The organism is Streptomyces sp. NPDC002403 (genome assembly GCF_053593015.1).
Genome location: NZ_JBSFBQ010000040.1, coordinates 40,651 through 67,213, shown reverse-complemented (window position 1 = coordinate 67,213; position 26,563 = coordinate 40,651). Strand labels below are relative to the sequence as shown.

The 26,563-nt window shown below is 70.9% G+C and carries 22 protein-coding genes; 9 read left to right on the top strand and 13 right to left on the bottom strand.

Going from position 1 to position 26,563, the window contains the following annotated elements; all coding sequences use genetic code 11:
• Nucleotides 1-1,524 (bottom strand): alpha/beta fold hydrolase, encoded by a 1,524-nt coding sequence (locus ACWCPY_RS31995; protein ID WP_451270866.1) that lies wholly within the window; start codon nt 1,522-1,524, stop codon nt 1-3.
• A gap of 172 nt (nt 1,525-1,696) precedes the next feature.
• Between ACWCPY_RS31995 and paaK the strand changes: the two genes are divergently transcribed.
• Nucleotides 1,697-2,986, top strand: a complete 1,290-nt coding sequence (gene paaK, locus ACWCPY_RS31990) for a phenylacetate--CoA ligase PaaK (protein ID WP_451270864.1) — start codon at nt 1,697-1,699, stop codon at nt 2,984-2,986.
• Between the two features lie 79 nt (nt 2,987-3,065).
• On the opposite strand, the gene ACWCPY_RS31985 is transcribed toward paaK, so the two are convergent.
• From ACWCPY_RS31985 to ACWCPY_RS31975, 3 genes are all read right to left on the bottom strand, one after another.
• Nucleotides 3,066-3,455: a VOC family protein gene (locus ACWCPY_RS31985; RefSeq protein WP_451270862.1), complete on the bottom strand. Its 390-nt coding sequence runs from the start codon at nt 3,453-3,455 to the stop codon at nt 3,066-3,068.
• Entirely contained in the window at nt 3,452-3,745 is a 294-nt protein-coding gene (locus ACWCPY_RS31980) for an ArsR/SmtB family transcription factor (RefSeq protein ID WP_451270860.1), read from the bottom strand. The genes ACWCPY_RS31985 and ACWCPY_RS31980 overlap by 4 nt, the downstream gene beginning before the upstream one ends.
• A gap of 78 nt (nt 3,746-3,823) precedes the next feature.
• Nucleotides 3,824-5,323 carry an acyl-CoA synthetase gene (locus ACWCPY_RS31975; RefSeq protein WP_451270858.1) on the bottom strand — a complete coding sequence of 500 codons (1,500 nt, stop codon included), beginning with the start codon at nt 5,321-5,323 and terminating at the stop codon, nt 3,824-3,826.
• Nucleotides 5,324-5,473: 150 nt separating this feature from the next.
• On the opposite strand from ACWCPY_RS31975, the gene ACWCPY_RS31970 reads away from it, so the two are divergent.
• On the top strand, nt 5,474-7,891 hold the full coding sequence (locus ACWCPY_RS31970; RefSeq protein ID WP_451270856.1) for a penicillin acylase family protein: 2,418 nt from the start codon (nt 5,474-5,476) through the stop codon (nt 7,889-7,891).
• 40 nt (nt 7,892-7,931) lie between these two features.
• On the opposite strand, the gene ACWCPY_RS31965 is transcribed toward ACWCPY_RS31970, so the two are convergent.
• From ACWCPY_RS31965 to ACWCPY_RS31955, 3 genes are read right to left on the bottom strand one after another with little or no spacing between them, the layout of a single operon-like run.
• The gene (locus ACWCPY_RS31965) at nt 7,932-9,038 is read right to left on the bottom strand and encodes a calcium:proton antiporter (RefSeq protein ID WP_403776107.1); all 1,107 of its coding nucleotides are present in this window, start codon (nt 9,036-9,038) and stop codon (nt 7,932-7,934) included.
• Between the two features lie 60 nt (nt 9,039-9,098).
• On the bottom strand, nt 9,099-10,649 hold the full coding sequence (locus ACWCPY_RS31960; RefSeq protein ID WP_451270854.1) for an acyl-CoA synthetase: 1,551 nt from the start codon (nt 10,647-10,649) through the stop codon (nt 9,099-9,101).
• Nucleotides 10,646-11,755, bottom strand: a complete 1,110-nt coding sequence (locus ACWCPY_RS31955) for an NAD(P)H-dependent flavin oxidoreductase (protein ID WP_451270852.1) — start codon at nt 11,753-11,755, stop codon at nt 10,646-10,648. Before ACWCPY_RS31955 ends, ACWCPY_RS31960 begins: the two co-directional genes overlap by 4 nt.
• 182 nt (nt 11,756-11,937) lie before the next feature.
• On the opposite strand from ACWCPY_RS31955, the gene ACWCPY_RS31950 reads away from it, so the two are divergent.
• The 4 genes from ACWCPY_RS31950 to ACWCPY_RS31935 are packed head-to-tail and all read left to right on the top strand — an operon-like array spanning nt 11,938 to nt 16,465.
• Nucleotides 11,938-13,788, top strand: coding sequence for a serine hydrolase (locus tag ACWCPY_RS31950; RefSeq protein WP_451270850.1), 1,851 nt, complete (start codon nt 11,938-11,940; stop codon nt 13,786-13,788).
• A gap of 26 nt (nt 13,789-13,814) precedes the next feature.
• The gene (locus ACWCPY_RS31945; RefSeq protein ID WP_451270848.1) at nt 13,815-14,690 is read left to right on the top strand and encodes a phosphotransferase; all 876 of its coding nucleotides are present in this window, start codon (nt 13,815-13,817) and stop codon (nt 14,688-14,690) included.
• 33 nt (nt 14,691-14,723) lie between these two features.
• A complete protein-coding gene (locus ACWCPY_RS31940) occupies nt 14,724-15,248 on the top strand; it encodes a diadenosine tetraphosphate hydrolase (RefSeq protein WP_451270846.1) in 525 nt (174 codons plus the stop codon).
• Complete coding sequence (locus tag ACWCPY_RS31935) at nt 15,245-16,465, top strand: MFS transporter (RefSeq protein WP_451270844.1); 1,221 nt, start codon at nt 15,245-15,247, stop codon at nt 16,463-16,465. Before ACWCPY_RS31940 ends, ACWCPY_RS31935 begins: the two co-directional genes overlap by 4 nt.
• Nucleotides 16,466-16,506: 41 nt before the next feature.
• On the opposite strand, the gene ACWCPY_RS31930 is transcribed toward ACWCPY_RS31935, so the two are convergent.
• From ACWCPY_RS31930 to ACWCPY_RS31905, 6 genes are all read right to left on the bottom strand, one after another.
• A complete protein-coding gene (locus tag ACWCPY_RS31930; RefSeq protein ID WP_451270842.1) occupies nt 16,507-17,406 on the bottom strand; it encodes a MurR/RpiR family transcriptional regulator in 900 nt (299 codons plus the stop codon).
• A gap of 28 nt (nt 17,407-17,434) precedes the next feature.
• Nucleotides 17,435-18,685 (bottom strand): M20/M25/M40 family metallo-hydrolase, encoded by a 1,251-nt coding sequence (locus ACWCPY_RS31925; protein ID WP_451270840.1) that lies wholly within the window; start codon nt 18,683-18,685, stop codon nt 17,435-17,437.
• Nucleotides 18,685-19,455 (bottom strand): amino acid ABC transporter ATP-binding protein, encoded by a 771-nt coding sequence (locus ACWCPY_RS31920; protein WP_451270838.1) that lies wholly within the window; start codon nt 19,453-19,455, stop codon nt 18,685-18,687. The genes ACWCPY_RS31925 and ACWCPY_RS31920 overlap by 1 nt, the downstream gene beginning before the upstream one ends.
• The gene (locus ACWCPY_RS31915) at nt 19,452-20,438 is read right to left on the bottom strand and encodes an amino acid ABC transporter permease (RefSeq protein ID WP_451270836.1); all 987 of its coding nucleotides are present in this window, start codon (nt 20,436-20,438) and stop codon (nt 19,452-19,454) included. Before ACWCPY_RS31915 ends, ACWCPY_RS31920 begins: the two co-directional genes overlap by 4 nt.
• 1 nt (nt 20,439) lies before the next feature.
• Nucleotides 20,440-21,336, bottom strand: a complete 897-nt coding sequence (locus ACWCPY_RS31910; RefSeq protein WP_451270834.1) for an ABC transporter substrate-binding protein — start codon at nt 21,334-21,336, stop codon at nt 20,440-20,442.
• 735 nt (nt 21,337-22,071) lie between these two features.
• Nucleotides 22,072-23,163 carry a LacI family DNA-binding transcriptional regulator gene (locus tag ACWCPY_RS31905; RefSeq protein ID WP_451270832.1) on the bottom strand — a complete coding sequence of 364 codons (1,092 nt, stop codon included), beginning with the start codon at nt 23,161-23,163 and terminating at the stop codon, nt 22,072-22,074.
• Nucleotides 23,164-23,388: 225 nt separating this feature from the next.
• Between ACWCPY_RS31905 and ACWCPY_RS31900 the strand changes: the two genes are divergently transcribed.
• The 3 genes from ACWCPY_RS31900 to ACWCPY_RS31890 are packed head-to-tail and all read left to right on the top strand — an operon-like array spanning nt 23,389 to nt 26,548.
• Nucleotides 23,389-24,657, top strand: coding sequence for an ABC transporter substrate-binding protein (locus ACWCPY_RS31900; RefSeq protein ID WP_451270830.1), 1,269 nt, complete (start codon nt 23,389-23,391; stop codon nt 24,655-24,657).
• A gap of 12 nt (nt 24,658-24,669) precedes the next feature.
• Nucleotides 24,670-25,638, top strand: coding sequence for a carbohydrate ABC transporter permease (locus tag ACWCPY_RS31895; RefSeq protein ID WP_451270828.1), 969 nt, complete (start codon nt 24,670-24,672; stop codon nt 25,636-25,638).
• Nucleotides 25,625-26,548: a carbohydrate ABC transporter permease gene (locus ACWCPY_RS31890; RefSeq protein WP_451270826.1), complete on the top strand. Its 924-nt coding sequence runs from the start codon at nt 25,625-25,627 to the stop codon at nt 26,546-26,548. The genes ACWCPY_RS31895 and ACWCPY_RS31890 overlap by 14 nt, the downstream gene beginning before the upstream one ends.
• The last annotated feature ends 15 nt before the right edge of the window (nt 26,549-26,563 follow it).

The window sequence follows — 26,563 nt, the reverse complement described above, 5'->3', positions numbered from 1 at the left end:
TCAGGAAAGGCCGAACTTTCTTATCTCCGCAAGGAATTCGTCCGGCCGCTCGGTGTGGACGAGGTGTCCGGCGTCGATGGTGACGAACCGGCCGCCGGGTATCCGCCCCGCCAGCCAGACCAGTCTCTCCTGGGCGATCTGGCTGGTGGGGCCGCCGCCGATGACGAGGGTCGGGGCGGCGATCTCACCGAGGCGTTCCTGCCAGGCGGGGTCGGGTCCGTTCAGCTGGGCATCGGTCGACGGCACCACCGGCCAGTCGAAGTCCAGCTCCTCGTCGGGCCGTCGGGCGGGGGCGCGCGGCGGATCGAGCGGGAACGGTGGCGGCACCTCCTCCAGTACGAGCCGGCCGATCAGCCCGGGTTCCCGCTCGGCGAGCAGATAGGCGGCAGCGGCTCCCATGGAGTGCCCGATCACGGTGGCTCCCGCCAGGTTGCGGGCCTCCAGGAAGGCGTGCAGATCGTCCCGGAACAGCTCGAAGGAGTAGCGGCCGGGCCAGTCGCTGAGCCCGTGGCCACGGAAGTCGAAGGCGTACACCCGGTGTTCGGCCGCGAGGTGCTCGGCGATCGCGGTCCAGGTCCGGCTGTCGCCGCAGCGCCCGTGGGCGAGCACGACGGGCGGGGCCGACGGGTCCCCCCACACCCGGTGGGCCAGCCGGACGCCACCGGCCTGCACACTGAGCACCTCCGGGTCGAGGAAGGCCTCCACGGTGCGGACGAAGGCGCCCGGGTCGTCCAGCCACGGGAAGTGCGCGGCACCGCGCTGCACGACGAACTCGGCGTCCGGGAAGAGCGCCACCAGTTCGGCGGCGCGGTCCGGGGTCGGCCCTCCGTCGTACTCCCCCGCGAGGACGAGCACCGGTGCGGTGAACGCCGCCAGCGCGGCGACGGTGGCGGCCGGGTCGAAGGCCCCGTCCTCGTAATAGAAGCCGGCGGCAGCGGAGTTGGTCTGTCCGGGCCCGGCGGCGGCATGGGCGCGGGCGGCCTCGTCCCAGCGCCCGTAGACGAGCGGCGCGACAGCGGCCCGGACATCGTCCGAGGCGCCACCCGCCAGGAAGTCGTCCAGGGCGGCCCGTGCGGCCGGGTACCACGGTTCGTCGCGCCGGAGTTCGCTCGCCTCGTACCAGTCCTGTTCGGTGACCTCGATGCCGACCGCCAGGGTGCCGGGGGTGACGAGGGTGAGCGTACGCAGCCGCTCCGGGTACCGCGCGGCGTAGAGCGCGGCCAGGTTCCCCGCGGCGGAGTGGGCGAGCAGGTCGATCCGGTCCTCGCCGAGGTGTTCGCGCAGTGCCTCGATGTCGTCGACCAGTCGGTCGCAGCGGTAGGCCGACGGGTCGTCCGGCACCGCGGAGTCCCCGGCACCGCGCGGATCCGGCACCACGAGCCGGCGGTGGGCGCTGAGCCCGCCGAGGTCCCCCAGGTATGTCCCGGCCCGTATCGGGCCGCCGGGCAGACAGATCAGCGGTGCGCCCTCCCCCAGAAGGCGGTAGGCGAGTTCGGTCCCGTCGTATGCGTGGAAGATCGGCATGCCTGCCATCCAAACAGGGCCCCCCGGGCGGCGCACCCATGTTCGGTATGAGCGAATCCGCGATGCGGATGAGCTGCGTCACCCCTCTTGCCAGGTGGCGGAACATCCTGAATTACTACTCCCGAAAGATCGACCGAATGATCGGTCGCCTGCTCGGAAGAGGGAGATCCGGATGACGTTTCTGCTGGACGAGGCGGAGCGACTGGGCCGGGACGAGCTGGCAGCGCTCCAGCTGGAGCGGCTGCGGGCCACGCTGCGCCACGCGTACGAGAACGTCGGCCACTACCGGGCCGCGTTCGACAGGGCCGGGCTGCGTCCGGACGACTGCCGTACGCTCGCCGACCTCGCCCGTTTCCCCTTCACGACCAAGGCCGACCTGCGGGACAACTACCCCTTCGGCATGTTCGCCGTCCCCGAGGAGCGCGTACGCCGGATCCACGCGTCCAGCGGGACGACGGGCCGCCCGACCGTCGTGGGCTACACCCAGCGGGATCTGGACACCTGGGCCGACGTGGTCGCCCGCTCCATCCGGGCCGCCGGCGGACGGCCCGGGCAGAAGATCCATGTGGCCTACGGGTACGGGCTGTTCACCGGCGGGCTCGGCGCACACTACGGGGCGGAGCGACTCGGCTGCACGGTCATCCCCGCCTCGGGAGGCATGACCGCACGCCAGGTCCAGCTGATCCAGGACTTCCGTCCCGAGATCATCATGGTGACCCCGTCGTACATGCTGACCCTCCTCGACGAGTTCGAACGGCAGGGCGTCGATCCGCGCACGACCTCGCTGAAGGTCGGGATCTTCGGCGCCGAGCCGTGGACGGAGGAGATGCGGCGCGAGATCGAGGAGCGGTTCGCGATCGACGCGGTCGACATCTACGGCCTCTCGGAGGTGATGGGGCCCGGGGTGGCGCAGGAGTGCGTCGAGACGAAGGACGGACTGCACATCTGGGAGGACCACTTCTATCCCGAGGTGGTCGACCCGTTCACCGGCGAGGTGCTGCCGGAGGGCGCGGAGGGCGAGCTGGTCTTCACCTCGCTCACCAAGGAGGCCATGCCGGTGATCCGCTACCGGACCCGGGACCTGACCCGGCTGCTGCCGGGCACGGCCCGGGTGTTCCGGCGGATGGAGAAGGTGACGGGGCGCAGCGACGATCTGGTGATCCTGCGCGGCGTGAATCTCTTCCCGACGCAGATCGAGGAGATCGTGCTGCGCACACCGGGCGTGGCGCCGCACTTCCAGTTGAGGCTGACCCGCGAGGGCCGTCTCGACGCGCTGACCGTGCGGGCGGAGGCGCGGGCGGGGGCCACTCCGGAGCAGCGGGCGGCGGCCGCGGCGTCGATCACGACGGCCGTCAAGGACGGGATCGGGGTGTCGGTCGCGGTCGAGATCGTCGATCCGGAGACGCTGGAGCGGTCGGTCGGCAAGTTCAAGCGGATCGTGGACGAGCGCGGCGGGAATTAGGCCCCTGCACGGCAGGCGGCCGCCACCGTCGGCACGGGCTGCCCGGACGCCCGGGCCCCCGGCCGGCGGCCGCGCCGGGTCACTGCCCGCTGTGCACGATCTGGATCAGGTTGCCGCAGGTGTCGTCCAGGACCGCGGTGGTGACCGGGCCCATCTCCAGCGGCTCCTGGGTGAAGCGCACCCCGAGCCCGCTCAGCCGGTCGAACTCCGCGGGTACGTCGTCCACCGCGAAGGAGGTGGCCGGGATTCCGTCCTCGACCAGCGCCGTCTTGTAGGGCTGCACCGCAGGATGGCCGGAGGGTTCGAGCAGCAGTTCCGTGCCGTCGGGGTCCTCCGGCGAGACCACGGTCAGCCACCGGGCCTCGCCCAGCGGGACGTCGTGCTTCTTCACGAAGCCCAGCACCTCGGTGTAGAAGCGCAGGGCCTTGTCCTGGTCGTCCACGAAGACGCTGGACAGGTGGATCCTCATGGGGTGTTCTCCGGTGCGTCGGGCCTGAGCCACCGGGTCACGATGTGCTCAAGGGGTTCGGTGTCGAGGTCGTGGAACTTGTGACGGCCCTGGCGTCGCGAAAGGACCAGGCCCGCGGATTCCAGTACGGCCAGGTGCTGGCTGATCGCCTGGCGGGACAGTCCCAGGCCGTGTTTGGTGACCAGCCGGGTGCAGATCTCGAACAGCGTCTGGCCGTCCCGTTCCACCAGTTCGTCCAGGATGAGCCGACGGGTGGGGTCGGCCAGCGCCTTGAAGACATCCTCCGCCATGACCCCACCATAGGCAAGTCGCGACTTGCCTATCAACCCGTTCGGAGCGAGGCCCGCGCCGGGAGACCGGGCGTCCGGTCACGCGAACCGGTCGCGCAGCTCCCGCTTGAGGATCTTCCCGCTGGCGTTGCGCGGCAGTACGTCCACGAAGAGGACCCGCTTGGGGGCCTTGAAGTGGGCCAGCCGCTCGCGGGCGTGGTCGACGAGTTCGGCCGCCGTCGCGTCGCCGCGCAGCACGACGACGGCGGTGACCGCCTCGATCCAGCGCTCGTCCGGCAGTCCGATCACCGCGGCCTCGGCGACGGCGGGGTGGGTGTAGAGGGCGTCCTCGACCTGCCGGGAGGCGACGAGGACACCACCGGAGTTGATGACGTCCTTCACCCGGTCGACGACGGTGAAGAACCCCTCGGCGTCCCGCACCGCGAGGTCGCCGGAGTGGAACCAGCCGTCACGGAAAGCCTGCGCCGTCTCCTCGGGCTTGTCCCAGTAGCCCTCGCACAACTGGGGTGACCGGTAGACCACTTCGCCGGCCGTGCCGTCGGGGACCTCCTTGCCGTCCTCGTCGACCACCCGGGCCTCGACGAAGAGGACGGGCCTGCCGCAGGAGTCCATCCGGCCCTCGTGCTCGTCCGGGCCGAGGACGGTGGCGAGCGGACCGATCTCGCTCTGCCCGAAGCAGTTGTAGAAGGCGAGCGCGGGCAGTCGTTCGCGCAGCCGTTCCAGTACCGGTACAGGCATGATCGACGCGCCGTAGTACGCCTTGCGCAGGCCGCCGAGTTCGCGGGTGGCGAAGCCCGGGTGCTGGGAGATGCCGATCCAGACGGTCGGCGGGGCGAAGACGCTGTCGGCCTGCCCCGCCTCCACGAGGTCGAAGATCCGGTCGGCGTCGGGTGCGTCGAGGATGGTGTTCTGCGCCCCGACCGCGAGGTAGGGCAGCAGGAAGACATGCATCTGCGCGGAGTGGTAGAGCGGCAGCGAGTGGACGGACCGGTCGGTGGCCCGCAGACCGAGCGCCGTGATCGCGCTGACGTACTCGTGCACCAGCGCACCATGGGTCATCATCGCGCCCTTGGGCAGCGCGGTGGTGCCCGAGGTGTAGAGCAGCTGGACGAGGTCTCCCGCAGCCGGCTCGCGCTCCGGGACAAATGGACGCGGGTTGTCGGTGGCCGCCAGGAGGGAGTCCGGTGCGTCGCGCAGCGGGCGCACGGGGAACGCGGCCGGAATCCGGCCGGCGAGGTCCGGATCGGCGAGGACGAGGGCACTGCCGGACTGTTCCAGGATGTACGTGAGGTCGTCACCCGTGAGGTTCTGGTTGACCGGCACATGGACCAGGCCCGCGCGGGCACAGCCCAAGTAGCCGATGAGGTACGCGTCGGAGTTGTGCGCGTAGCAGGCGACCCGGTCGCCGGGGCGCAGTCCGTGCTCGCCGGTGAGGGAGGCCGCGGCGGTACTGACGGCCGCGTCGAGCTCCGCGTACGTCCATGACCTGTCCGCGTACCGCAGAGCGGTGTGCTCCGGGGCGCGCCGGGCGCTGCGCGCCAGGACTCCGTCGACTGTGCTGCTCCGTACTCCTGTCATGGCGTGATCCTGTGCGGCCGGAACCCGGTGGTCAAGGGTCCGGATACCTGTGGGGATGTTGACACGGGTGCGAGGGTGCTGGCTGAGTTGCGCGTGGCGACTCGAACCCTCGGGCAACCGCCTTTCATACCAGCACAGTTGGGAGGACCGTTGCCGCTCCGCAACCGTCTGAGACTTCTCGCGATATCCGGCCTCGCGCTGTTCACCGTCGCGGCCTCGCTGCCGCCCGCCGCCGCCGACGCCCCGCGCTCCCACCGTCCGTCGGGCAGCGGGCTGTCCGCCACGATCCGGTACACCGAGTACGGCATTGCGCACATCGTGGCGAAGGACTACGCGAGCCTGGGCTTCGGCAACGGCTGGGCCCAGGCCGCCGACCAGGTGTGTACCCTCGCCGACGGCTTCGTGACCCTGCGCGGCGAGCGGTCGCGGTACTTCGGCCCGGACGCGGCCCCGGACGGCTCGCTGTCCTCCGCGACGAAGAACCTCTCCAGCGACCTCTACTTCCGCCGGGTCCGCGAGAGCCGCACCGTGGAGAAGCTGCTGAAGGCGCCCGCACCGACGGGCCAGAGCCGTGACGTCAGGGAACTGGAACGCGGCTGGGCGGCCGGCTACAACGCCTGGCTGGCGCAGAACCGGATCACCGATCCGTCCTGCCGGGGCGCCGGCTGGGTGCGCCCGGTGACGACGCTGGACGTGGTGAGGCGCGGCTACGCCCTCTCGGTGCTCGGCGGCCAGGGCCGCGCCATCGACGGCATCACGGCCGCTCAGCCACCCACCGGCACGGCGGGGACGCCCGGTCTCCCGTCGCCGGGCGACGCGGCGGACGCCGCCCGGCGGCTGCTGTCGACGCAGAACGCGGACATGGGCTCCAACGCGGTCGCGTTCCGCGGGGACACCACGGCGAACGGACGGGGCCTGCTGCTGGGCAATCCGCACTACCCGTGGCAGGGCGGGCGGCGGTTCTGGCAGTCGCAGCTGACGATTCCCGGCGAGCTGAACGTGGCGGGCGGTTCGCTGCTCGGCGCACCGATCGTCTCGATCGGGCACAACGCGGACATCGCGTGGAGCCACACCGTCGCCACCGGTGTCCCGCTCAACCTCCACCAGCTCACCCTCGACCCGGCCGACCCGACCGTCTACCTGGTGGACGGAGAGCCCGAGCGGATGACGAAGCGTACGGTGTCGGTCGCGGTCAAGGGCGGTGCCCCCGTGACCCGCACCCAGTGGTCGACCCGGTACGGGCCGGTCGTCACCTCGCTCGGTGACGGGCTGCCACTGCCCTGGACGGCGACGACCGCGTACGCGCTCAATGACCCCAACGCCGCGAATCTGCGTTTCTCGGACGCCGGTCTCGGCCTCGGACGGGCGCGCAGCACCGCGGACATCCAGGCCGCGCTGCGCCGTACCCAGGGGCTGCCGTGGGTGAACACCATCGCCGCCGACTCGTCGGGGCATTCGTTCTTCTCGCAGTCGCAGGTGCTGCCGAGGATCACCGACGAGCTGGCGGCGCGGTGCTCCACGCCGCTGGGCAAGGCCACGTATCCGTCGTCGGGGCTGGCGGTCCTGGACGGTTCGAGGAGCGAGTGCGCACTCGGTTCGGACCCGGACGCCGTGCAGCCGGGCATCTTCGGGCCGGGCCGGATGCCCACCGTGAAGGACGCCCCATACGTGGAGAACTCCAACGACAGTGCCTGGCTGACGAACGCGGCCGCGCCACTGACCGGGTACGAGCGGGTGTTCGGCACGGTCGGCACGCCCCGCTCGATGCGGACCCGGGGCGCGATCGAGGATGTCTCCGCGATGGCGGCGAGGGGCCGGCTGACCGTGGCCGATCTCCAGGGCCAGCAGTTCGCCAACCGTGCGCCGGCCGGTGATCTGACCGCCGCGGACCTGGCGGCGGCCTGCGCGGCGCTGCCCGCCGGCCGTACGGCCGGCAGCGACGGCGGGCCCGTCGACGTGTCGGCGGCGTGCGAGGTGCTGCGGCGCTGGGACCGGAAGGTCGACACCGGCAGCCGGGGTGCGCTGCTCTTCGACCGGTTCTGGCGCAGGGCGGCGGCCACGGTCCCGCAGACCGAGCTGTGGAAGGTGCCCTTCTCCCCCGCCGATCCGGTCGCTACGCCGAACACGCTGAACACCTCGGCGCCCGGCGTCGCCAGGGCTCTCGCCGACACGGTGGCCGAACTGCGGGCTGCCGGGATCGCGCTGGACGCCCCGCTGGGCCGGCACCAGTGGGTGGAACGGAACGGGAAGCGCCTCCCGATCGGCGGAGGTACGGAGTCGCTCGGCATCTGGAACAAGACGGAGCCGGTGTGGGACGCGGCGGCCGGCGGCTACCGGGAGGTGTCGACCGGTTCCAGCTACATCCAGGCGGTCGGCTGGGACGGCAGCAGGTGCCCGGTGGCGCGCACCCTGCTCACGTACTCCCAGTCCTCCGACCCGGGCTCGGCGCACTACAGCGACCAGACCGAGCTGTACTCGGGTGAGCGGTGGGTGACGTCCCGGTTCTGCGAGAAGGACATCCTGCGTTCGCCCGCGCTGCGGGTCGTGCGGGTCCACGAGCGCCGGTAGCCCCCGGCCCCCGATGGGTCCCTGACCGCCCGGCGGGCGGTCAGGGACTGATCGCGAGGAAGACGAACGCGGCGAAGATCGACAGATGGACGCCGCCCTGGAGCAGGGTGGCCCGTCCCGGTACGACGGTCAGCGCGCCGACCACCACGGTGAGTGCGAGCAGCACCATATGGGTGGCGCCCAGGCCGAGATGGAGCGGGCCGTCGAGCCAGACCGAGGCGAGGGCGATGGCCGGGATGGTCAGGCCGATGCTCGCCATCGCCGAGCCGAGGGCGAGGTTGAGACTGGTCTGGACGCGTTCACGGCGGGCGGCCCGCACCGCCGCCAGGGTCTCCGGCAGCAGCACCAGCAGCGCGATGACGACACCGACCACCGCCTGGGGCATCCCGGCCGCCTCGACCCCGGACTCGATGGTCGGCGATACGGACTTGGCGTCGCCGACGACCGCGACGAGCGCGATCAGCAGCATCACCAGGCTCAGGACGGTGGCGCCCCGGCCAGGCAGCGGGGCGTGGTGCTCCTCCGGTTTGAGGGCGCCCTCCGGCGTGAGGGGCAGGAAGTACTCGCGGTGCCGCACCGTCTGCACGGCGACGAACAGCCCGTACAGGAAGAGCGAGGCGACGGCGGCGAAGGCCAGCTGGGCGGTGGAGAACTCGGGTCCCGGTTTGCCGACGGTGAAGGTCGGCAGGACCAGGCTGAGGGTGGCGAGCGTGGCGACGGTCGCGAGGGCGGCCCCGGAGCCCTCGGCGTTGAAGACGACGACGCGGCTGCGGACCGCCCCCACGAGCAGGGACAGTCCGACGATGCCGTTGCAGGTGATCATCACGGCGGCGAAGACGGTGTCGCGCGCGAGCGCGGACGTCTTGGGGCCGCCGTCCACCATCAGGGTGACGATGAGGGCCACTTCGATCACGGTGACGGCGACGGCCAGGACGAGCGACCCGAACGGCTCCCCGACCCGGTGGGCGATGACCTCGGCGTGGTGGACGGCGGCCAGGACGGCGCCCGCGAGACAGAGCGCGACCACGGCGACGGCGAGGGACGGCAGCTCCCGTCCCCAGCTGAAGACCAGGGCGAGCGCGGCGACGATCGGCACGACCACCGTCCACCGGGTCGCCAGTGTCCGGACCGTCGCGCGCGCGTTCATGGGCCACACCCTGCCAGAGCCGGAACGGGGGCGCTCGTCGGACCGCGGCCGGACGGCGGGTCACACGGCCCGGGTGTGTCCTTCCCAGTACGGGTCGCGCAGCCGTCGCTTGTAGAGCTTGCCGTTGGGGTCGCGGGGCATCACGTCGATGAAGTCGATGCTTCTGGGGCGCTTGTACCCGGCCAGGCGCTGTTCGCAGTGACGCAGGATCGCGGCGGCCAGTTCCTCCCCCGCCTCGTGCCCCTCGGCCGGTTCGACGACTGCCTTGACCTCCTCGCCCCAGTCAGGATGCGGGATGCCGAAGACGGCGACGTCGGCGACCGCGGGGTGGCCGAGGAGGGCACCCTCGATCTCCGCGGGGTATATGTTGACCCCGCCGGAGATGATCATGTCGATCTTGCGGTCGCGGAGGAAGAGGTAGCCGTCCTCGTCGAGGATGCCGAGATCGCCGACGGTGAAGAAGTCACCGATGCGGTTCTTCCGCGTCTTGGTCTCGTCCTTGTGGTAGCTGAAGCCGCCGGTGTTCATCTTCAGGTAGACGGTGCCGAGCTCGCCGGGCGGCAGCCGCTCGCCGTCGTCGTCGAAGACGGCCAGTTCGCTGATCGGCCAGGCCCTGCCGACCGTGCCCGGCTTCTTCAGCCAGTCCTCGGCGGTGGCGAAGGCGCCACCTCCCTCGCTGGCCGCGTAGTACTCCTCGACACACCTCCCCCACCAGTCGATCATGGCGCGTTTGACGTGGTCGGGACAGGGCGCGGCCCCGTGGATGGCGTGCCGCATGGCGGTGACGTCGTAGCGCCGTCTGACCTCGTCGGGGAGGGCGAGGAGGCGGTGGAACTGGGTCGGGACCATGTGGGTGTGGGTGCAGCGGTGGGTGTCGATGAGCCGCAGCATCTCCTCGGGCGTCCACCGGTCCATCAGTACCAGTGGGTGTCCGATGTGCAGGGACGCGCCCGCGAACTGGAGAACGGCGGTGTGGTAGAGCGGCGAGCAGACCAGGTGGACGTTGTCGTCGAAGGGTTTGATGCCGAATATGCCGAGGAATCCGCCGAGGTGGCTCTCCTCGGGGAGCCTGCCGGAGAGCGGTCGGCGGATGCCGCGCGGGCGGCCGGTGGTGCCCGAGGTGTAGTTCATGACCCAGCCCAGGGTGCGGTCGTCCGGGGCGTGTCCGGGCTGCCCTTCGAGCAGGTCGGCGTACGGGCGGAAGCCGTCGACCGTGCCCACGGCGTAGCGCCGGACGGCCGGCAGCTCCGCTTCGTCGGCGGCCTCGGTCGCGGCCTGCGCGAACCGCTCGTGGGCGATGAGCACCTTGGCGCCGGAGTCGGAGACGATCCAGGCGATCTCGGGGCCGACGAAGTGGTGGTTGACGGGTACGAGGTACAGGCCGGCCTGGACGGCGGCGAGATAGGCGGTGAAGAACTCGGCGCCGTTGGGCAGCACGACGGCGAACGCGTCTCCCCTTCGCAGCCCGGCCGCGCGCAGTCCGTGGACGAGGCGGTTGGCCGCGGCGTGCAGCCGGCCCGCCGTCCAGCTCTCGCCGTCGGGTGCGGTCAGGACCGTGCGGTCGGGGTCGGCGGTGGCCTGGGCCCAGAAGCCGTTGGGCGGCCGGTTCATGAGGCGCTCCGTCCGGCGATGCGGTTGATCCGGTCCACGGCACGCTCGAAACCGCGGGTCAGGTCGTCGAAGACGGCCTGCACGCCGCGTTCGCTGTTCATCCGGCCGACGATCTGACCGACGGGGGTGCCGAGCAGCGCGCCGGTCTCGTACTTCTGGATACGGGAGACGGCCTCGGCCACCAGCAGTCCCTGGAGCGGCATGGGCAGTGTGCCGGGCCCGGCCGGGTCGTCCCAGGCGTCGGTCCATTCGGTACGGAGCTGGCGTGCGGGTTTACCGGTGAGGGCGCGGGAGCGGACGGTGTCGCCGGAGCCGGCGGCGAGGAGTTTGCGGGTCAGCGCGCGCGAGTGGAGGTCGGCCTCCTCGGTGGTCAGCCAGAGGGAGCCGAGCCAGACCCCCTGGGCGCCGAGGGCGAGTCCGGCGGCGATCTGCTCGCCGCTGCCGATCCCGCCGGCGGCGAGGACGGGCAGCGGCCCGACGGCGTCGACGACGTCCGGGACCAGGACCATGGATGCGATCTCGCCGGTGTGTCCGCCCGCCTCGTACCCCTGGGCGACGACGATGTCGATGCCCGCCTCGGCGTGGTGGCGGGCGTGCTTGGCGCTCCCGGCGAGTGCGGCGACGAGCACGCCGCGGTCGTGGGCGCGCCGGACGACGTCGGGGGGCGGTGACCCGAGGGCGTTGGCGAGAAGCCGGATGGGGTAGTCGAAGGCGACGTCGAGCTGGTTGCGGGCGACCTCCTCCATCCAGCCGGTGATGCGCCAGCCGGACGCCTCGCCCTCGGGGAGTTCGGGGACGCCGTGCTTGGCGAGGGTGTCCTGGACGAACTGGCGGTGTCCGGCCGGGATCATCGCCTCGACATCGGCCTCGGTCACCCCCTCCACCTTTCTCGCGGGCATGACGACGTCGAGGCCGTACGGCTTGCCGTCGGTGTGCTCCTGCATCCAGTCGAGGTCGCGCGCGAGGTCGTCGGGGGCGGTGTAGCGGACCGCGCCGAGTACGCCGAATCCGCCGGCCCGGGTGATGGCCGCGGCCACCGCGGGGAACGGCGTGAAGCCGAAGATGGCGTGCTCGACTCCCAGTTTCTTGCTCAGCTCCGTCTCCATGGGCCGCAGGATGCCGCAGCCGGTCCGCCGAGGGAAGAGATTTTCTGATGCAGTGTCAGATTCTTTGTGACGCAGGGGACCTCCGTGGCGGCGGGGGTGACAGTAATCTCTGCGGCGGCAGGAAGTTTCATTGTCGGACGAAATTTCGAAAGTTACTTTCGCGCAGCAGGAAGGGGTTCCGGATGACCGAGGACGCGGCGGGCAGAGGCATCAGCCGGCGGAGGCTGGGCGGTGGGATGCTGGCCCTGGGCGGGGCACTCGCCCTGGCGCCGATTCCGTTCGCGGAGCGGGCGTCGGCCATGGAGTCGGGGACGGGATCGTCGCAGATGCGTACAGGGGCGGCCGGGAGTACCGCGTCGGGGCCGGACCGGCCGACGCTGCGGCGTGGACCGGCCGCCCGTGCCGGGCTGCTCCAGGAGCCGCTGGACCAACTGGTCGCCGACGCGGAGAGGTTCCTCTCCGCCTCCCCCAAGCACCCCTGGTACGCGGGGGCGGTGCTGCTCGCCGGGCGCGGCGGCACGGTGGCCCTGCACCGGCCGATCGGCAAGGCCGTGCGCTATGCGGCGTACGACGAGAAGACCGACACCGGGGTGGAGTTCCCGGCCGACCAACAGATCGCCATGGCCGAGGACACCGTCTTCGACCTGGCCTCGGTCTCGAAGCTGTTCACCTCGATCCTGGCCGTGCAGCAGATCGAGCGCGGGACGCTGGAGCTGGAGGCGAAGGTCGCCTCGTACCTGCCCGATTTCGCCGGCGGCGGCAAGCAGGACATCACGATCCGTCAACTGCTCACGCACACCTCCGGCTTCCGCGCCTGGATCCCGCTGTACAAGGCGCCGACGCGGGAGGGGAAGCTGCAACTGCTGTGGAACGAGGTGCCGGCCAGCCCGCCCGGCACGGTGTACCTCTACTCCGACCTCAATCTGATCTCGCTCCAGCTGGTCCTGGAGAAGATCACCGGCCGCGCGCAGGACGTCCTGCTCCGTGAGGAGATCACCGCTCCGCTCGGGATGCACCGCACCCGGTACAACCCCCCGGCCTCCTGGAAGCCGAAGATCGCCGCGACCGAGGACGCCCGGCTGCCCTGGTCCGGGCTGGACCGCGGACTGGTCTGGGGCGAGGTGCACGACGAGAACGCGTACAGCCTGGACGGGGTGGCGGGCCATGCCGGCGTCTTCTCCTGCGCCTGGGACCTGGCGATCCTCGCCCGTACGCTGCTCAACGGCGGGGTGTACGGCCGCGCACGGATCCTCTCCGCGGAATCGGTCGATCTGCTGTTCACCGACTTCAACACCGCGTTCCCCGGCGATGCGCACGGCCTCGGCTTCGAGCTCTACCAGCACTGGTACATGGGCGCGATGGCCACACCGCGCACCGCCGGCCACACCGGTTTCACCGGCACCAGTCTCGTACTGGACCCGACGACCGACTCGTTCCTGATCGTGCTCGGCAACTCGGTCCACCCGGTCCGCAATTGGCGTTCCGGCAGCACGCCGCGCGTCGCCGCGGCCAACCGGATGGCGCGCGCCGTCGCGGTCCGCCCCGCACACGGCCGTACCGCGTGGTTCTCGGGCATGGCGAGCGCCGCATCGGCCACGCTCACCCTGCCCGCGCTGCGCCTGGCCTCCTCGCACGCCCGGCTGAGCTCGGCCCTGTGGTGGGACACCGAGCCCGGCTCCGACTTCCTCTTCCTGGAGGCGTCGGCGGACGCGGGGGCGACCTGGCAATCCGTACCGTTCACCACCGTACCGACGGCGCAGAAGCCCCGGACCGGGCCCGAGCCGCATCCCACCGGTGCGGTCTCCGGCTGGTCCGGCCGGGTGTGGCACCGCCTCGACGCGGACCTCGGCGCCTGGCGCGGCAAGGAGGTCCGGCTGCGGTGGCGGTACACGACGGACCAGCTGTACGTCGGCCGCGGGGTGTACGTGGACGCCGTCCGGGTCGAGGACGGCAACCGCACGGTCTTCGACGAGGGCCGGCCCGGAGACGCCGCGCGCATCGAGGCACTGGGCTGGACCGCCTCGACCGACTGAGCCGTGCCGTCCCGGAGAATGTCCCGATGACCACATCACCGCGGAACTGGATGCGCGTCGAGCGCCTGGACGCCGACCGGACGGCGGCCGCCGTGCACGCCCGGACCGGCGTACGGCTGGTGGTCGAGGGGCCCTGTCCGGGCGGTGAGGTCGGTGCCGCGTACGTGCGGTGGCCCGACGGCCGGCGGTCGGTCCTCAAATGGCGGCCGGACACCCGGATCGAGGAGCTGCGAGCGGGTCCGCTGGCGGTGTGCGAGGTGCTGGGCGCCCGTGGGTATCCCTGCCCCTCGACGGAGCTGGCGCTCCAGGTGGACGGTGCGGTGGTACTGGTCCAGGAACTTCTGCCGGGCACACCGGTGGAGTTCCTGGACCACCACGGGCTGGACCGGGCACTCGCCCTCAACGCGTCACAGGCGGAGCTGCTGACCGAGCACCCCCGGGTCCCGTCGATGCCCCTGTATCTGCTCGACGACGGCCCCGGCTACTGCCTCCACGAGCCGCTGCGTCGGCACAGCCGGCGCGGCGCCGCCCTGGAGCAGCGGATCAGGTCCGTGGGCGCCGGCCGTCCCGGCCGGCTCGCCGGACACGACGTCGTGCACCACGACTTCCACCACGGCAACCTGCTCGCCGTGGACGGCACGGTCACGGGGGTCATCGACTGGGACGGCGCCGGACGGGGAGACCGCCGGTTCGACCTGGTCACCCTGCGCTTCGGGCTGCACGCGACGGAGCAGGCGCCGGGTGTCGTGCGTCGTCTCGACGACATCCTGGACGCCCTGCCCGAGGAGATCCTGCGTCCCTGCTGGGCCCATATGAGTCTACGCATGACCGACTGGGCGATCCGGCACTTCGCCCCGGGCGAGGTCGAGCACTGGCTGGATCTGGCCGAACAGCGCCTGTGACGGATCCGGACGGGCGGGACGCGGTAGGTTCCGGTGGTGATCTCCGACTGGAAGAACGACCGAATAGGCAGTGCCCTGCGGGGCGGGAACCCGACCGTCATGCGCCGCCTGGACGCGGGGTTCGCCGTGATCGGGGATGTGCAGTTCCTGCCGGGGTACTCGGTGCTCCTGGTCGACGAGCCAGGGGTGGAGCGCCTGTCGGAACTCCCGAGGGCGAAACGGCTGGCCTTCCTGTCCGACATGGACCGGCTCGGCGAAGCGGTCGAACGGGCCTGCCGCCGCGCCGACTCGGCGTTCCGCCGGGTGAATCTGGAGATCCTCGGCAACACCGACGGGTTCCTGCACGCACATGTGTGGCCCCGCTACGAGTGGGAACCGGGCGAGCTGGTGGGCATGCCCGTCTGGCTGTACCCCCGTGACCGTTGGAGCGACGCACGCTTCGCACTCGGCCCGCGACACGACGCGCTGCGGGCGGCGATCACCGCGGAGCTGGACCGGTCCCCGGCGCAGGACCGGCAGCCCCTCGGCCCCGGCGCACCGGTCGTGGGAGAGGCGTGAAGACCACCGTCGAACCGTCCGCGCCGCGCCTGGCTCCCTTGCGGGTTCCCGCCTTCCGGCGGTTCGTGCTCGCCAACCTGGTCTCGGCGACCGGGTCCGCGATGGCCCCGGTCGCACTGGCCTACGCGGTGATCGGACAGGGCGGCGGCGCGGGCTCGCTCGGGGTCGTGCTGGCGACGAACTCGGTCCCGACGATCGTCTTCACCCTCGTGGGCGGCGTGCTCGCGGACCGGCTCTCGCGCAGCCGGATCCTGTTCCTGGGCAATCTCCTGGCCGCGACCGCCCAAGGTGTGCTCGCGGCGCTGGTGGCCACCCACCACGCGACGACCGCCTCGATCGCCGCGTGCGGTTTCGTGTCGGGGATCGCCGTGGCCTTCACCGCACCGGCTGCGGCGGGCGTCGTGGCCCAGGTCGTCGCGGCGGAGCACCGGCAGCAGGCCAACGCGCTGCTCCGGCTGCCGAGCAACGCCGTCAAGGTGCTCGGTCCCGTCGTCTCAGGAGTGATCGTCGCGATCGGCGGACCGGCGTGGGCGCTGTCGTGGGACGCGCTCAGCTTCCTGGCCGCGGCGCTCCTGCTGCTCGGCCTGCGGCTGAGCGCACCGGCCACGACGAGCAGCGCCCTGGCCGATCTGCGCGCCGGCTGGTCCGGCTTCAGGTCCCGCACCTGGCTGTGGACGTACACCGCCGCGGGCACGGTGGTGGTCGCCGGGTGGCTGGCCGGATTCCAGCTCCTCGGCCCCGTGGTCGCGGCCGAGCACTACTCGGGGGCCCGTTCCTGGGGGCTCGTCCAGGGCGCGTTCGCGTTCGGGCTGCTGGCGGGGACGGCGGTGTGCCTGCGCTGGAAGCCGTACCGGCTGCTGGCCGTCGCCGTGCTCACCGGCGCCGGGCTCTGTCTGCCCCTGGCGGCACTGGGCCTGGGTCTGGCCCTGCCCTGGGTACTGCTCGCCGCCGTGCTCGCGGGCATCGGGCTGGATGTCGCCATCGTGGCGTGGAACACCGCGCTCCAACTCCATGTGCCCCAGGAGGAACTGGGCCGGATGAGTTCGTTCAACGGTGTCGGGGAGCGGATGGCCATCCCGCTCGGCTACCTCGTCACCGCGCTCGCCGCACATGCCTGGGCCGACCGGACGGTGCTCCTGGTCTGTGCCGGTGCCGTCGTGGCCACCACGGTGCTCAACCTCTGTGTACGGGACGTGTACCGCGTCACTCGTGTCTGAGCGTGCGGGCGGGTACCCCACGACGCACCGGGTCCGCCGGCTCAGACCGGGCCGGAGTCGTCCGGCTGGATTCCGGCACGGCGGGACACGTCCTCGCTGTGTGCCAGGTGGCTGCGCCCCTGCTCGCCGAGGTGCCCGAGCACCCCGGCGAGCACCGTTTCGACGGTGGCCAGCGTCGGGACCATGCTGTCGTACGGCGAGGGCGCGGCGACATGGCTGGGCAGGACGACATCGGCGAGGCCGGTGACCGGCGAGAGCCAGGCGTCGGTGAACAGGACGACCTTGCTGCCGCACCGCGCCGCCATCTCGGCGATGACGATCTTGTCCGGTTCGTAGCGCCGGTAGTCGAAGACCACGAGGACGTCCTGTCGTCCGAGCCCCGCCAGGACGGCGGTCCGCTCCACGTCGCGGTCCGGCAGGATGACCACGTCGTCGCGCAGTTGCATCAGGTGCAGTCCGAGGTACTGCGCCAGCAGATGCGTGAACCGGCCGCCGGTCAGAATGATGCGACGCTTGGGGTGGCAGAGCAGGGCGATCGCCGCCTGCACGTCGTGGGGCGGCAGTTCCCGCAGCGTACGTGCGACCTCGGAGCTGAACACGTCCTGCCCGCCCCCGGTGTGCGCGGTGCCCTGCCCCTCCTCGTCCGGCACACCGGGCGCCGCGGCACCGTATCCCCGTGTGCTGTAGAGCTGCAGGGGTGAGGCGCTGCGCTCCTCCAGCTCGCCCCGCAGCGCGGCCTGGAAGTCGGGGAACCCCTTGTAGCCGAGCCGGTTGACGAAGCGGATCACCGTGGGGGCGCTCACCGCGGCGCGTTCGGCGAGCGTGGCCACCGTCTCGAAACCGGCCGACGGATAGCCGGCGAGCAGCACCCGGGCCACCTTGCGTTCGGCGGGGCTGAGGTCACCGAACCGTTGCCGGATCTCTTCGGCGAGTGAGGACATGGGCCGGGCGCCACCTTTCTGAAGGGGTTCAGATTACGCGGGCCGGCCTGCTCCGGGCATCCGGGCCGGCTGCCGCCCGGGTGCCGAGATCCGTGATCAGCGCGGCGAGCAGGGCGACCCGGTGCGGGACCGTCGTCACGTCCAGCCACTCCTGCGGGCCGTGGTCGCCGCCGCCGACCGGTCCCAGGCCGTCGAGCGTCGGCACCCCGGCTCCGGCAATGGTGTTGGCGTCGCCGACGCCGCCGGTGGCGGCGGCTCCCACGTCGAGGCCGAGCTGCGCCCCGGCCTCCCGGGCACGGGCGAAGACGGCGCGGGCCGCCGGGGTGTCCTCCATGGCCGGGCATGCTTCCGTCTGCCGCACGGTGGCCGTGGTGCCCGGTACGGACAGCTGGGCGGCGGCCACGGCGATGGCCTGCCTGGCGGACCGGATGCCCGATCCGGTCGAGGAACGCACCTCCACGTGCAAGTCGGCCTCGGGGCAGACGATGTTGATACGGCTGCCGGCCCGGACCATCCCCACATTGACCGTGACGTCGCCCCACCGTCCGTTCATCTCCTGGCAGGCGATGAGCAGATGGGCAGCGGCCAGAGCGGCGTTCGCCCCGCGCTCCGGTTCGATGCCGGCGTGGGCGGCCCGTCCCGTGACGGTGATCAGGAAGTCCGCCACCCCCTTGCGGGCGATGACGAGGTCACCGTTCTCCCGGGCGCACTCCAGGCCCAGCCCGTAGTCGACGGACGCGGCGAGTTCGGCGGTCACCCGGCGGCTGGCCGGGGAACCGATCTCCTCGTCGGGGGTGGCCAGGAAGACGATCTCCGCGAAGTCCGTCAGCCCGCGGCGCAGCAGGACCTCCACGGCGGTGAGACCGGCCAGCAGCCCGCCCTTGTCGTCGCTGACTCCGGGGCCGTGGGCGAACCTGCCACTGCGGGTGAAGGGACGCCGCGCCGCCGTCCCGTCGTCGAAGACGGTGTCCAGGTGACCGGCGAGCAGGATGCGCCGTCCGCCCCGGTCGGCGGGGATCCGGCCGCGCAGCCGCCCCACCACCACGTCGCCGAAACGCGTGTCCCGGCCCGGGACCGTGACGGGCATCCGTTCCACCTCGAAGCCCAGTCCGGTCAGGCGCCGCGCGGTCCACGCCCCGACGCGGTCGACTCCTTCGGGGCTGTACGAGCCGGAGTCGACGGACACCAGATGTTCGAGGTCCGCCAGGTAGCGGGGCTGGAGGGCGAGGGCGTCGGAGAGCAGCAGGGCCGCCGTGCCCCGCTGCCGTACCTCGGGCATCACAGGACCTTCGACAGGAAGGTGCGGGTGCGCTCCTGCCGGGGGTCGCCGAGCACCTGCCGCGGGTCGCCGGCCTCGACCACGACACCGCCGTCCATGAAGACGGCCGTGTCCGCGACCTCCCGGGCGAATCCGATCTCGTGTGTGACGACGACCATCGTCATCCCTTCCGCGGCCAGCTGCCGCATCACGTCGAGCACTTCTCCGACCAGCTCCGGGTCCAGGGCCGATGTCGGCTCGTCGAAGAGCATCAGCTCGGGTTTCATCGCGAGGGCTCTGGCGATCGCGACGCGTTGCTGCTGGCCGCCGGAGAGCTGGGCCGGATAGCGCGCGGCACGGTCGGCGAGGCCGACCCGTTCCAGCAGCCGCAGTGCGTCGGCACGCGCCTCGGCCCTGCCGACGCCCGCGACCTTCACGGGCGCCTCCATGACGTTCTCCAGCGCCGTCATGTGCGGGAACAGATTGAAGCGCTGGAACACCATCCCGATGTCGCGGCGGGCGCGGGCGATCTCGCGTTCCTTCAGCTCGTACAGCCGGTCGCCCTGCCGCCGGTAGCCCACCGGGGCGCCGTCGACGGAAAGGCTGCCTCCGTCGATCTTCTCCAGATGGTTGATGCAGCGCAGGAACGTGGACTTGCCCGAGCCGGAGGGGCCCAGCAGACAGCAGACGCGACCGCGTTCGACGGTCAGGTCGATCCCCCGGAGCACGGAGACCTTCCCGAAGTGTTTGCGCACGCCCTCGGCGTGCACCATCGGCGTTTCCACTCTCATTCCTTCGTGTCGGTCGGTACGGCGCGCCCGGTCCGGGGAATCCGGAGGGCGGCGCCCGTGACGAGGCGTCGCAGCGGCCCGGCGGCGGGAGTGGCGGGTGCCGCGCCGCGGCCGTAGCGGCGCTCCAGCCAGGACTGCGGCGGACCGAGAGCCGTGACGAGGATCAGGTACCAGATCCCGGCGACCACGAGCATGGGGATGACCTGGTAGTTCTGGGCGTACACGTCCTGGATGTTGGACATCAGGTCGTGGGCGGAGATCACCGAGACCAGTGCGGTCATCTTGAGCATGTTGATCGTCTCGTTGCCCAGCGGAGGGATGACGACCCGCATGGCCTGGGGCAGCACGATGCGCCGGGTGGTCAGGGCCGGTCGCATGCCGAGCGACTGCGCGGCCTCGGTCTGTCCCGCGTCGACGGACTGGATGCCCGCGCGCACGATCTCGCTCGTGTAGGCCGCCTCGTTCAGTCCCAGTGCCAGGAGCGCGGCGACCGCGGGGGTGAGCACCGTGTTGGTGTCCATGTCCAGGAAGGTGATGTGGGTGAACGGGATCCCGATGAGGATGTGTTTGTAGAGGGCGCCCGCGTATCCCCAGAAGATGATCTGGATCAGCAGCGGGGTGCCGCGGAAGACCTGGACGAACGCGCCGGCCAGGGTGCGGAGCACGGGGTTGGACGACAGGCGCATCACGGCCATGAGCACGCCCAGCCCGAGGCCGAGGGCCATGGCCGCGGCGGTGAGCCACAGGGTGGTGGCCAGGCCGTCGAGGACGAGGTCGGCGAAGACGTAGTGGCCGACGATGTCCCAGTGCAGGTTCTTGTTCCCGGCGAGGGAGCCGGTCAGGCCGACGAGGGCGGCGAGGGCGGCCGCGGCGGCCAGCCACCGGCCCCAGTGGCGGACCGGTACGACGGTGAGGCTCCCCTCGGCGGATACCACGGGGGCCTGGGTGCCGCGTACGGACCCGGCGGGGGTGAGAGCGGCCATGTCAGGACACCGCCGCGTTCTTGGTGGCGTTCTGCACGGCGATGGAGGAGGCGCCGTACCTGTCGCAGATCTTGTGGAGCGTGCCGTCGTCGATGAGTGCCTGCAGGGCCTTCTGGATCGCTTCGGTCAAGGCGGGAAGCTGTTTGCTGACGCCGATCCCGTTGGGGGTCGCCTCGTAGCCGCCGCCCGCGGCGGGGTCCTCGACGACCTCGAAGGCACGGCCTCCGTCGGCGGTCTTCGCCGTCCAGCCCGCGCCGGGCTTCGTCACCAGTTCGGCGGCCACCTTGCCCGAGCGCAGGGCGAGTTGGGCGTCCGAGTCCTTCGGGAACGTCTGGATGGAGACGGCGGCCCTGCCCGCCTCGGCACACGTGGACTGCTGCGCCTTCAGCACTTCCAGCTGGTGGGTGGCCGCCTGGGTGGCGACCTTCCTGCCGCAGAGATCGTCGAGCCGGGCGATCCGGTCCGGGTTCCCCTTGACCACGAGGATTCCGGAGCCCGATACGGAGTAGTCCACGAAGTCCAGGACACGCCTGCGTTCCTCGGTGTCGGTCATGGCCGACATGACCGCGTCGAACCTGCCTGCCTGGACGGCGGGCACGATGCCGTCGAACTTCTGTGCCGTGAAGGCGAATCGCACCCCCAGCTTGGCACCGAGCGCCTGGCCGAGGTCGTAGTCGAGCCCGGTGAGCTCGGGCCGCCCTTCGGTCCTGAACATGACGAACGGCGCATACGGTACGTCGGTGGCCACCCGGACCCTGCCGCTGGACCTGACCGCCGCGGGCAGGGAGGCGTGGAGTTCCGCGTCACGGGTGATGTGCACACCGGCGACGGCACCATCGCCCGCGGGAGCTGCGGCGCCGTCGCCGGCGCCGTCCTCTCCGCATGCGGAGAGTGTCATGGACGATGCGATCAACAGCGCGGTGGCCGCTACTGCGCGGCGGACTGGGCGGGTGTGCAACACGAACCCCTCTCGCGGAACTGCCGTGCGGTTGGTTCACCGCCGACCGGATGCCCGCACGTTACACGTCAGCGTCGTTTCGGCCATACTGTAACGCCTGTAACGTATCGATAACGACAGGCCGCAAGGGCAATCGAGGCTTTCACCTGCGGATCCACCTGCCACTACCAGAGGCATCGCGTCAGCACTCGCGGCGAGATGTCATTTCAGAACATCGCCCGATGCGGCGATGTGTAACGTGCTCGACGCGAAAGAGCGGCCTCGGCTCGTCACGTCGGGCGGCCATCGGAGACCGGCCGAAGTCGCCGTCGCCGGATACGGGGCCTTCCACGGGCGGGCGTCCACCGCGGCCCGGACCGGCCTGCGGCATCGGCACATCGGGCGGCATCATCTTCACGCCCGGCCAACGGCTTCGCCGTCCGGGCACCTGCCGAGTCCCGTCCGCGGGCACACACCCACGGCCACCGGACGGCCGTCGCCGCCCGCGCGGAACCGGCGTCGTCATCGCGGCGGCGATCGCCGCGCCCCTCTCCCGTGGGCGCGCTTCAGCCGTCCGCGGCTCCACGCCGGCGAGGCGACCCTCGCCGGACATCCCTCATCCCCCACCGACGCCGCCGCGCCCCGGCGAGCCGCGGGCGCGGGCGTCGTCCCGGCCGGGACCCCGGCGGCGCCGCCCTACGCCGGGCTCTGCGTCGCCGGTCCCGGGATCGCGACGCCCGCACCGGACGGCGCCGGGGCAGTCGACTCCCGGACGACCAGCCTCGGCCGGATGAGCAGTGACCGTCCGGCCGCGGGGGCCGAGTCGATCCGGGCCCGCAGCTGCTGGAAGGTCTCCGCGGCCATCTCCGGCAGTGGCTGGCGGACCGTGGTGAGCGGCGGTTCGAAGAGGTCGGCGAGGAGGATGTCGTCGAAGCCGACCACGGAGACGTCCTGGCCCGCGCTGCGCCCGGCGTCCTTTGCACCCCGGCAGATCCCGATCGCGCACATGTCGTTGATGGCGACGAACGCGGTGGGCGGGCGCGGGCCGCCGAGGAGCTCCCTGGCGGCGTTGCGCCCCAGCTCGGCCGCGTCCTTGTCACCGAACTCGGTGGCGTCCGCGCCGGGCCAGACGATCGCATCGGCCGGGTCGAGACCCGCCGACTCCAGGGCGGCCCGGAAGCCGCGCAGCCGCTCGCGGCGGTTGACGCTGTTGACCGAACCGGAGACGAAGGCCAGCCGACGGTGGCCGAGTTCGATCAGGTGGCGGGTGGCGAGTTCGGCACCCATCGCGTTGTCGACACTGATGGAGGCCAGCGAAGGCGGGTCGCCCGCCTGGGCGGTGCGGTCGAAGGCGACCATTTTCAGCCCACGGCTCAGCAGCGGTGTCACATGGTCGAGCGAGGGCAGCGAGGAGCACAGCACCACTCCGCTCACCCCGTCCGCGAGGAGCTCCTCGCCGTACTTGAGCTCGCGGGCGGCGTCGCGCTCGCTGTTGCAGAGCAGTACGTGGTACCCCTCGGCGAGCGCGATGGCCTCCAGCTCGCGGGCGAGCGCCCCCCAGAAGGGGTTGGCGACCGACGGCACGATGAGGCCGATGACCTTGATGCGGCCGGTGCGCAACATCCGGGCGGCTCGGTTGGGCCGGTAGCTGAGCTGCTCGATCACCTGCTCCACGCGGGCCAGCGTGGCCGCCTGCATACGGTCCGTCCGTCCGTTGAGGACGTTGGAGACCGTGCTCGCGGAGACCCCCGCGGCCTCCGCGACCTGATGGATCGTTACCCCGCTCATGCCACCTCCGGTTCGGAACTCGTCTGACCCTACCAGTGTATCGATTTACTGAACTTCGTTTACCGGTACACCCGTTAACACCCCCGAAAATTCATGTGCATCAGCTGTTGACGTCGCTCTCAAGGCGTTCCTAGCATCAGTGCATCGATTTACCAGCACTTCCCAGCCATGGCCGGGACCCCTCGCTGGATCGATCCACAGCCTCCACCTCAAAAGGGGTGTCCCATGCAACTCAACCGACGGTCGCTGCTTGCCGCCATCGGCGCCGGAACCGCTGTCGCCGCGCTGGGCGGGTGCGGCACCGGCACTTCGACGGCCGGCTCCGCCGAAGGCCCCGCCGAGGGTGAGATCACTCTGCTCACCCCGATCTATGAAGGGGCCGACGGCAAGACGCTGTTGGAGAAGGAGATACTCGGCGGCTTCCGGAAGAAGTACCCGGACGTCAAGGTGAACGTGGACTACACCACGTACGCCCAGCTCAACGAGAAGATCACCACCGGTCTCGCGGGTGGTCTGCTCCCCGACGTACTGATGATGGGCGTCGGCTGGATCCCGCCGTTCGCGGCCAAGAACGCGATCGCCGAGCTGCCGGAGAAGTTCGCCTCCGCGCACGACTACGAGAAGCGGGTACTGGAGCCCTCCCGGTACGACGGCAAGCTGTACGCGCTGCCGGTCGTCCTCGACACCCGCATCGTCGTCTACCGCAAGGACCACTTCGCCGAGGCGGGGATCAAGAAGACGCCGGCGAACTGGGCCGAGCTGCGCGCCGTGGCCAAGCAGCTCACCAAGGACGGCCGGATCGGGTTCGACCCGTTCTCCATCGACCTGCGCCAGTGCTGGGAGACCTTCCTCTTCGCCAACGGCGGCCAGCTGTTCAGCGCCGACGGCAAGAAGGTGCTGTTCACCGACGCCCGCGGGGTCGAGGCACTGCAGTTCTTCAAGGACCTCATCAAGGACGGCTCCGCCGACTACGCCAAGAAGACGGACGCCGGTGCCCCGTCGAACGTACAGACCGGCAAGGCGTCGATGATGATGACGACCAGCGCGCTGTGGCGGCAGGCGAGCGAGCAGACGCCGGACCTGATCAAGGACGACAAGCTCGGGGCGTTCATCCTCGCCAACCGCAAGCCCGCGATGCTTCAGGGCGGCACGCTCGTCACCCAGTCCGCCGGTTCCAAGCACCCCGCCGCGGCCCGCGCACTCGTCGAGTACCTCGCCACGCCCGAGTCGATCCTCGGCGCTGCCAAGCAGCGTGGTTCGGTGCCCGGTCTGAAGGACCTCAGCGACACCTCGTACGTGAAGGAGAACAAGTTCGTCGATCTCTCCCTGCAGAGCATGGGGGCCGCGTGCTCCGAGGGTGGCACCGCCGCCTGGATGGAGATCCGCGAGAAGATCAAGCCGACGCTGGAGCCCGCGATCGTGGGCAACCAGTCGGCGAAGGACGCCATCGCGGAACTCGGCCGGCTCGCCGAGGCCGCCATCGGCCGGATGTAAGGACCCGTCACTGTGGGAGCGACATCCGTATTGAAGGCGCGCCCCGCGCCGCCCTCCGCCCCGGCCGGACGCACGGTCGCGAAGAAGCGCACCGGCCGGGTCCCGACGGGACCGGGGCGCCGCAGGCAGCGCGCCGGCATGCTGATGGTGGCGCCCGCGCTGCTGCATGCCTCGCTCTGGATCGGCCTGCCGGTCGTCGCCTCGGTGGTCCTGGCCTTCACGAAGTACGACGTGCTGACGGCGCCGCAGTTCGTGGGACTGGACAACTTCAGCGAGATGATGGGCGACGCGGTCTTCCGCAAGTCCATCGTCAACACCGTCGTCTACACCTTCTTCACCGTGCCGTTCGGCATGGTGCTGGGGCTGCTCGTCGCCCTGGCGCTGCACACGGGTCTGAAGGCCCGGGGCATCTTCCGCACCGCGGTCTTCCTGCCGCAGGTGACGGCGACGGTCGCGATCGCGCTGGTCTGGCTGTGGATCTACAACCCGGGCAACGGGCTGCTGAACACACTCCTGTCCTTCCTCGGGATCGACGGACCGGCCTGGCTCTCGTCGACCTCGTGGGCGATGCCCTCGGTGATCCTGGTCGGCATCTGGCAGGGCATCGGCATGAAGATGCTCATCTACCTGGCCGCGCTGCAGTCCCTGCCGAAGGAGCTGTACGAGGCGGCCTCGGTGGACGGCGCCTCCAAGGTGCGGCAGTTCTTCTCGATCACGCTGCCGCTGCTGAAGCCCGCGACGTTCTTCGTGCTCATCACATCGATGATCAGCGCCTTCCAGTCCTTCGACCAGATCTACATCCTGACCGACGGCGGTCCCGCCAACAGCACCACGATGATGACGTACGAGATCTACAAGTCCGCCTTCCGGGAGTTCCGCGTCGGCTACGCCTGCGCGCAGTCACTGGTGCTGTTCGTGCTGCTGATGGGCTTCACCCTGGTCAACCGGCGGATCATGGGAGGCACCCGTGGCCACAACTGAGCTGCACGCGCCGGGGGCCGTGAAGAAGTCCCGGCCGGGGAAGAACGGCAGACCGCTCCCCGCCGGCCGGATCGCGCTCTACGCGACCCTCATCGTCGTCTCGCTGCTGATGGTGGTGCCGTTCGTCTGGATGGTGCTCACCTCGCTCAAGACGCCGGTCGAAATCGCCTCCCAGGACGCCGGACTGCTGCCGGAACACTGGGAGTTCGGGAACTACATCGACGCGCTGAAAGCTGCGCCGTTCGCGACGTACGCGCGCAACAGCTTCATCATCGCCTTCAGTCACACCCTCATCAACGTGGTCGTGGCGTCGATGGCCGGGTACTCGCTGGCCCGGATCAAGTTCCGGGGCAGCGAGGTCATCTTCTACCTCTTCATCGCCGCGCTGATGATCCCCACGTACACCAAGGTGCTGCCGGAGTTCCTGATCGTCCGCTTCATGCCGCTGGCCGGCGGGAACGACATCTTCGGCCAGGGCGGCAGCGGCTGGCTGGACTCCTGGTGGGCGCTGATCGTTCCCGGTGCCGTCACCCCGTTCGCGGTCTTCCTCTTCCGTCAGTTCTATCTGGACCTTCCGGTGGAGCTGGAGGAGGCGGCCAGGCTCGACGGCCTCGGCGAGTTCCGGATCTACGCCCGGATCATGACGCCGCAGGTCAAGCCCGCGCTCACCACTGTGGCGCTGCTGACCTTCGAGTCGTCGTGGAACAACTTCCTCTGGCCGCTGCTGGTGACCCGCTCGGACAGTCTTCGGGTGATCCAGGTGGGGCTCTCCGTCTTCAAGACGGAGAACGGCCCCCAGTGGCACTTCCTGATGGCCGGCACCACGCTGGCCACCCTTCCCATGGTCGTTCTCTTCCTCATCGGCCAGCGCTACTTCGTGCAGGGCTTCGCGACCGCCGGCCTCAAATAACCGATTCCGGCACGA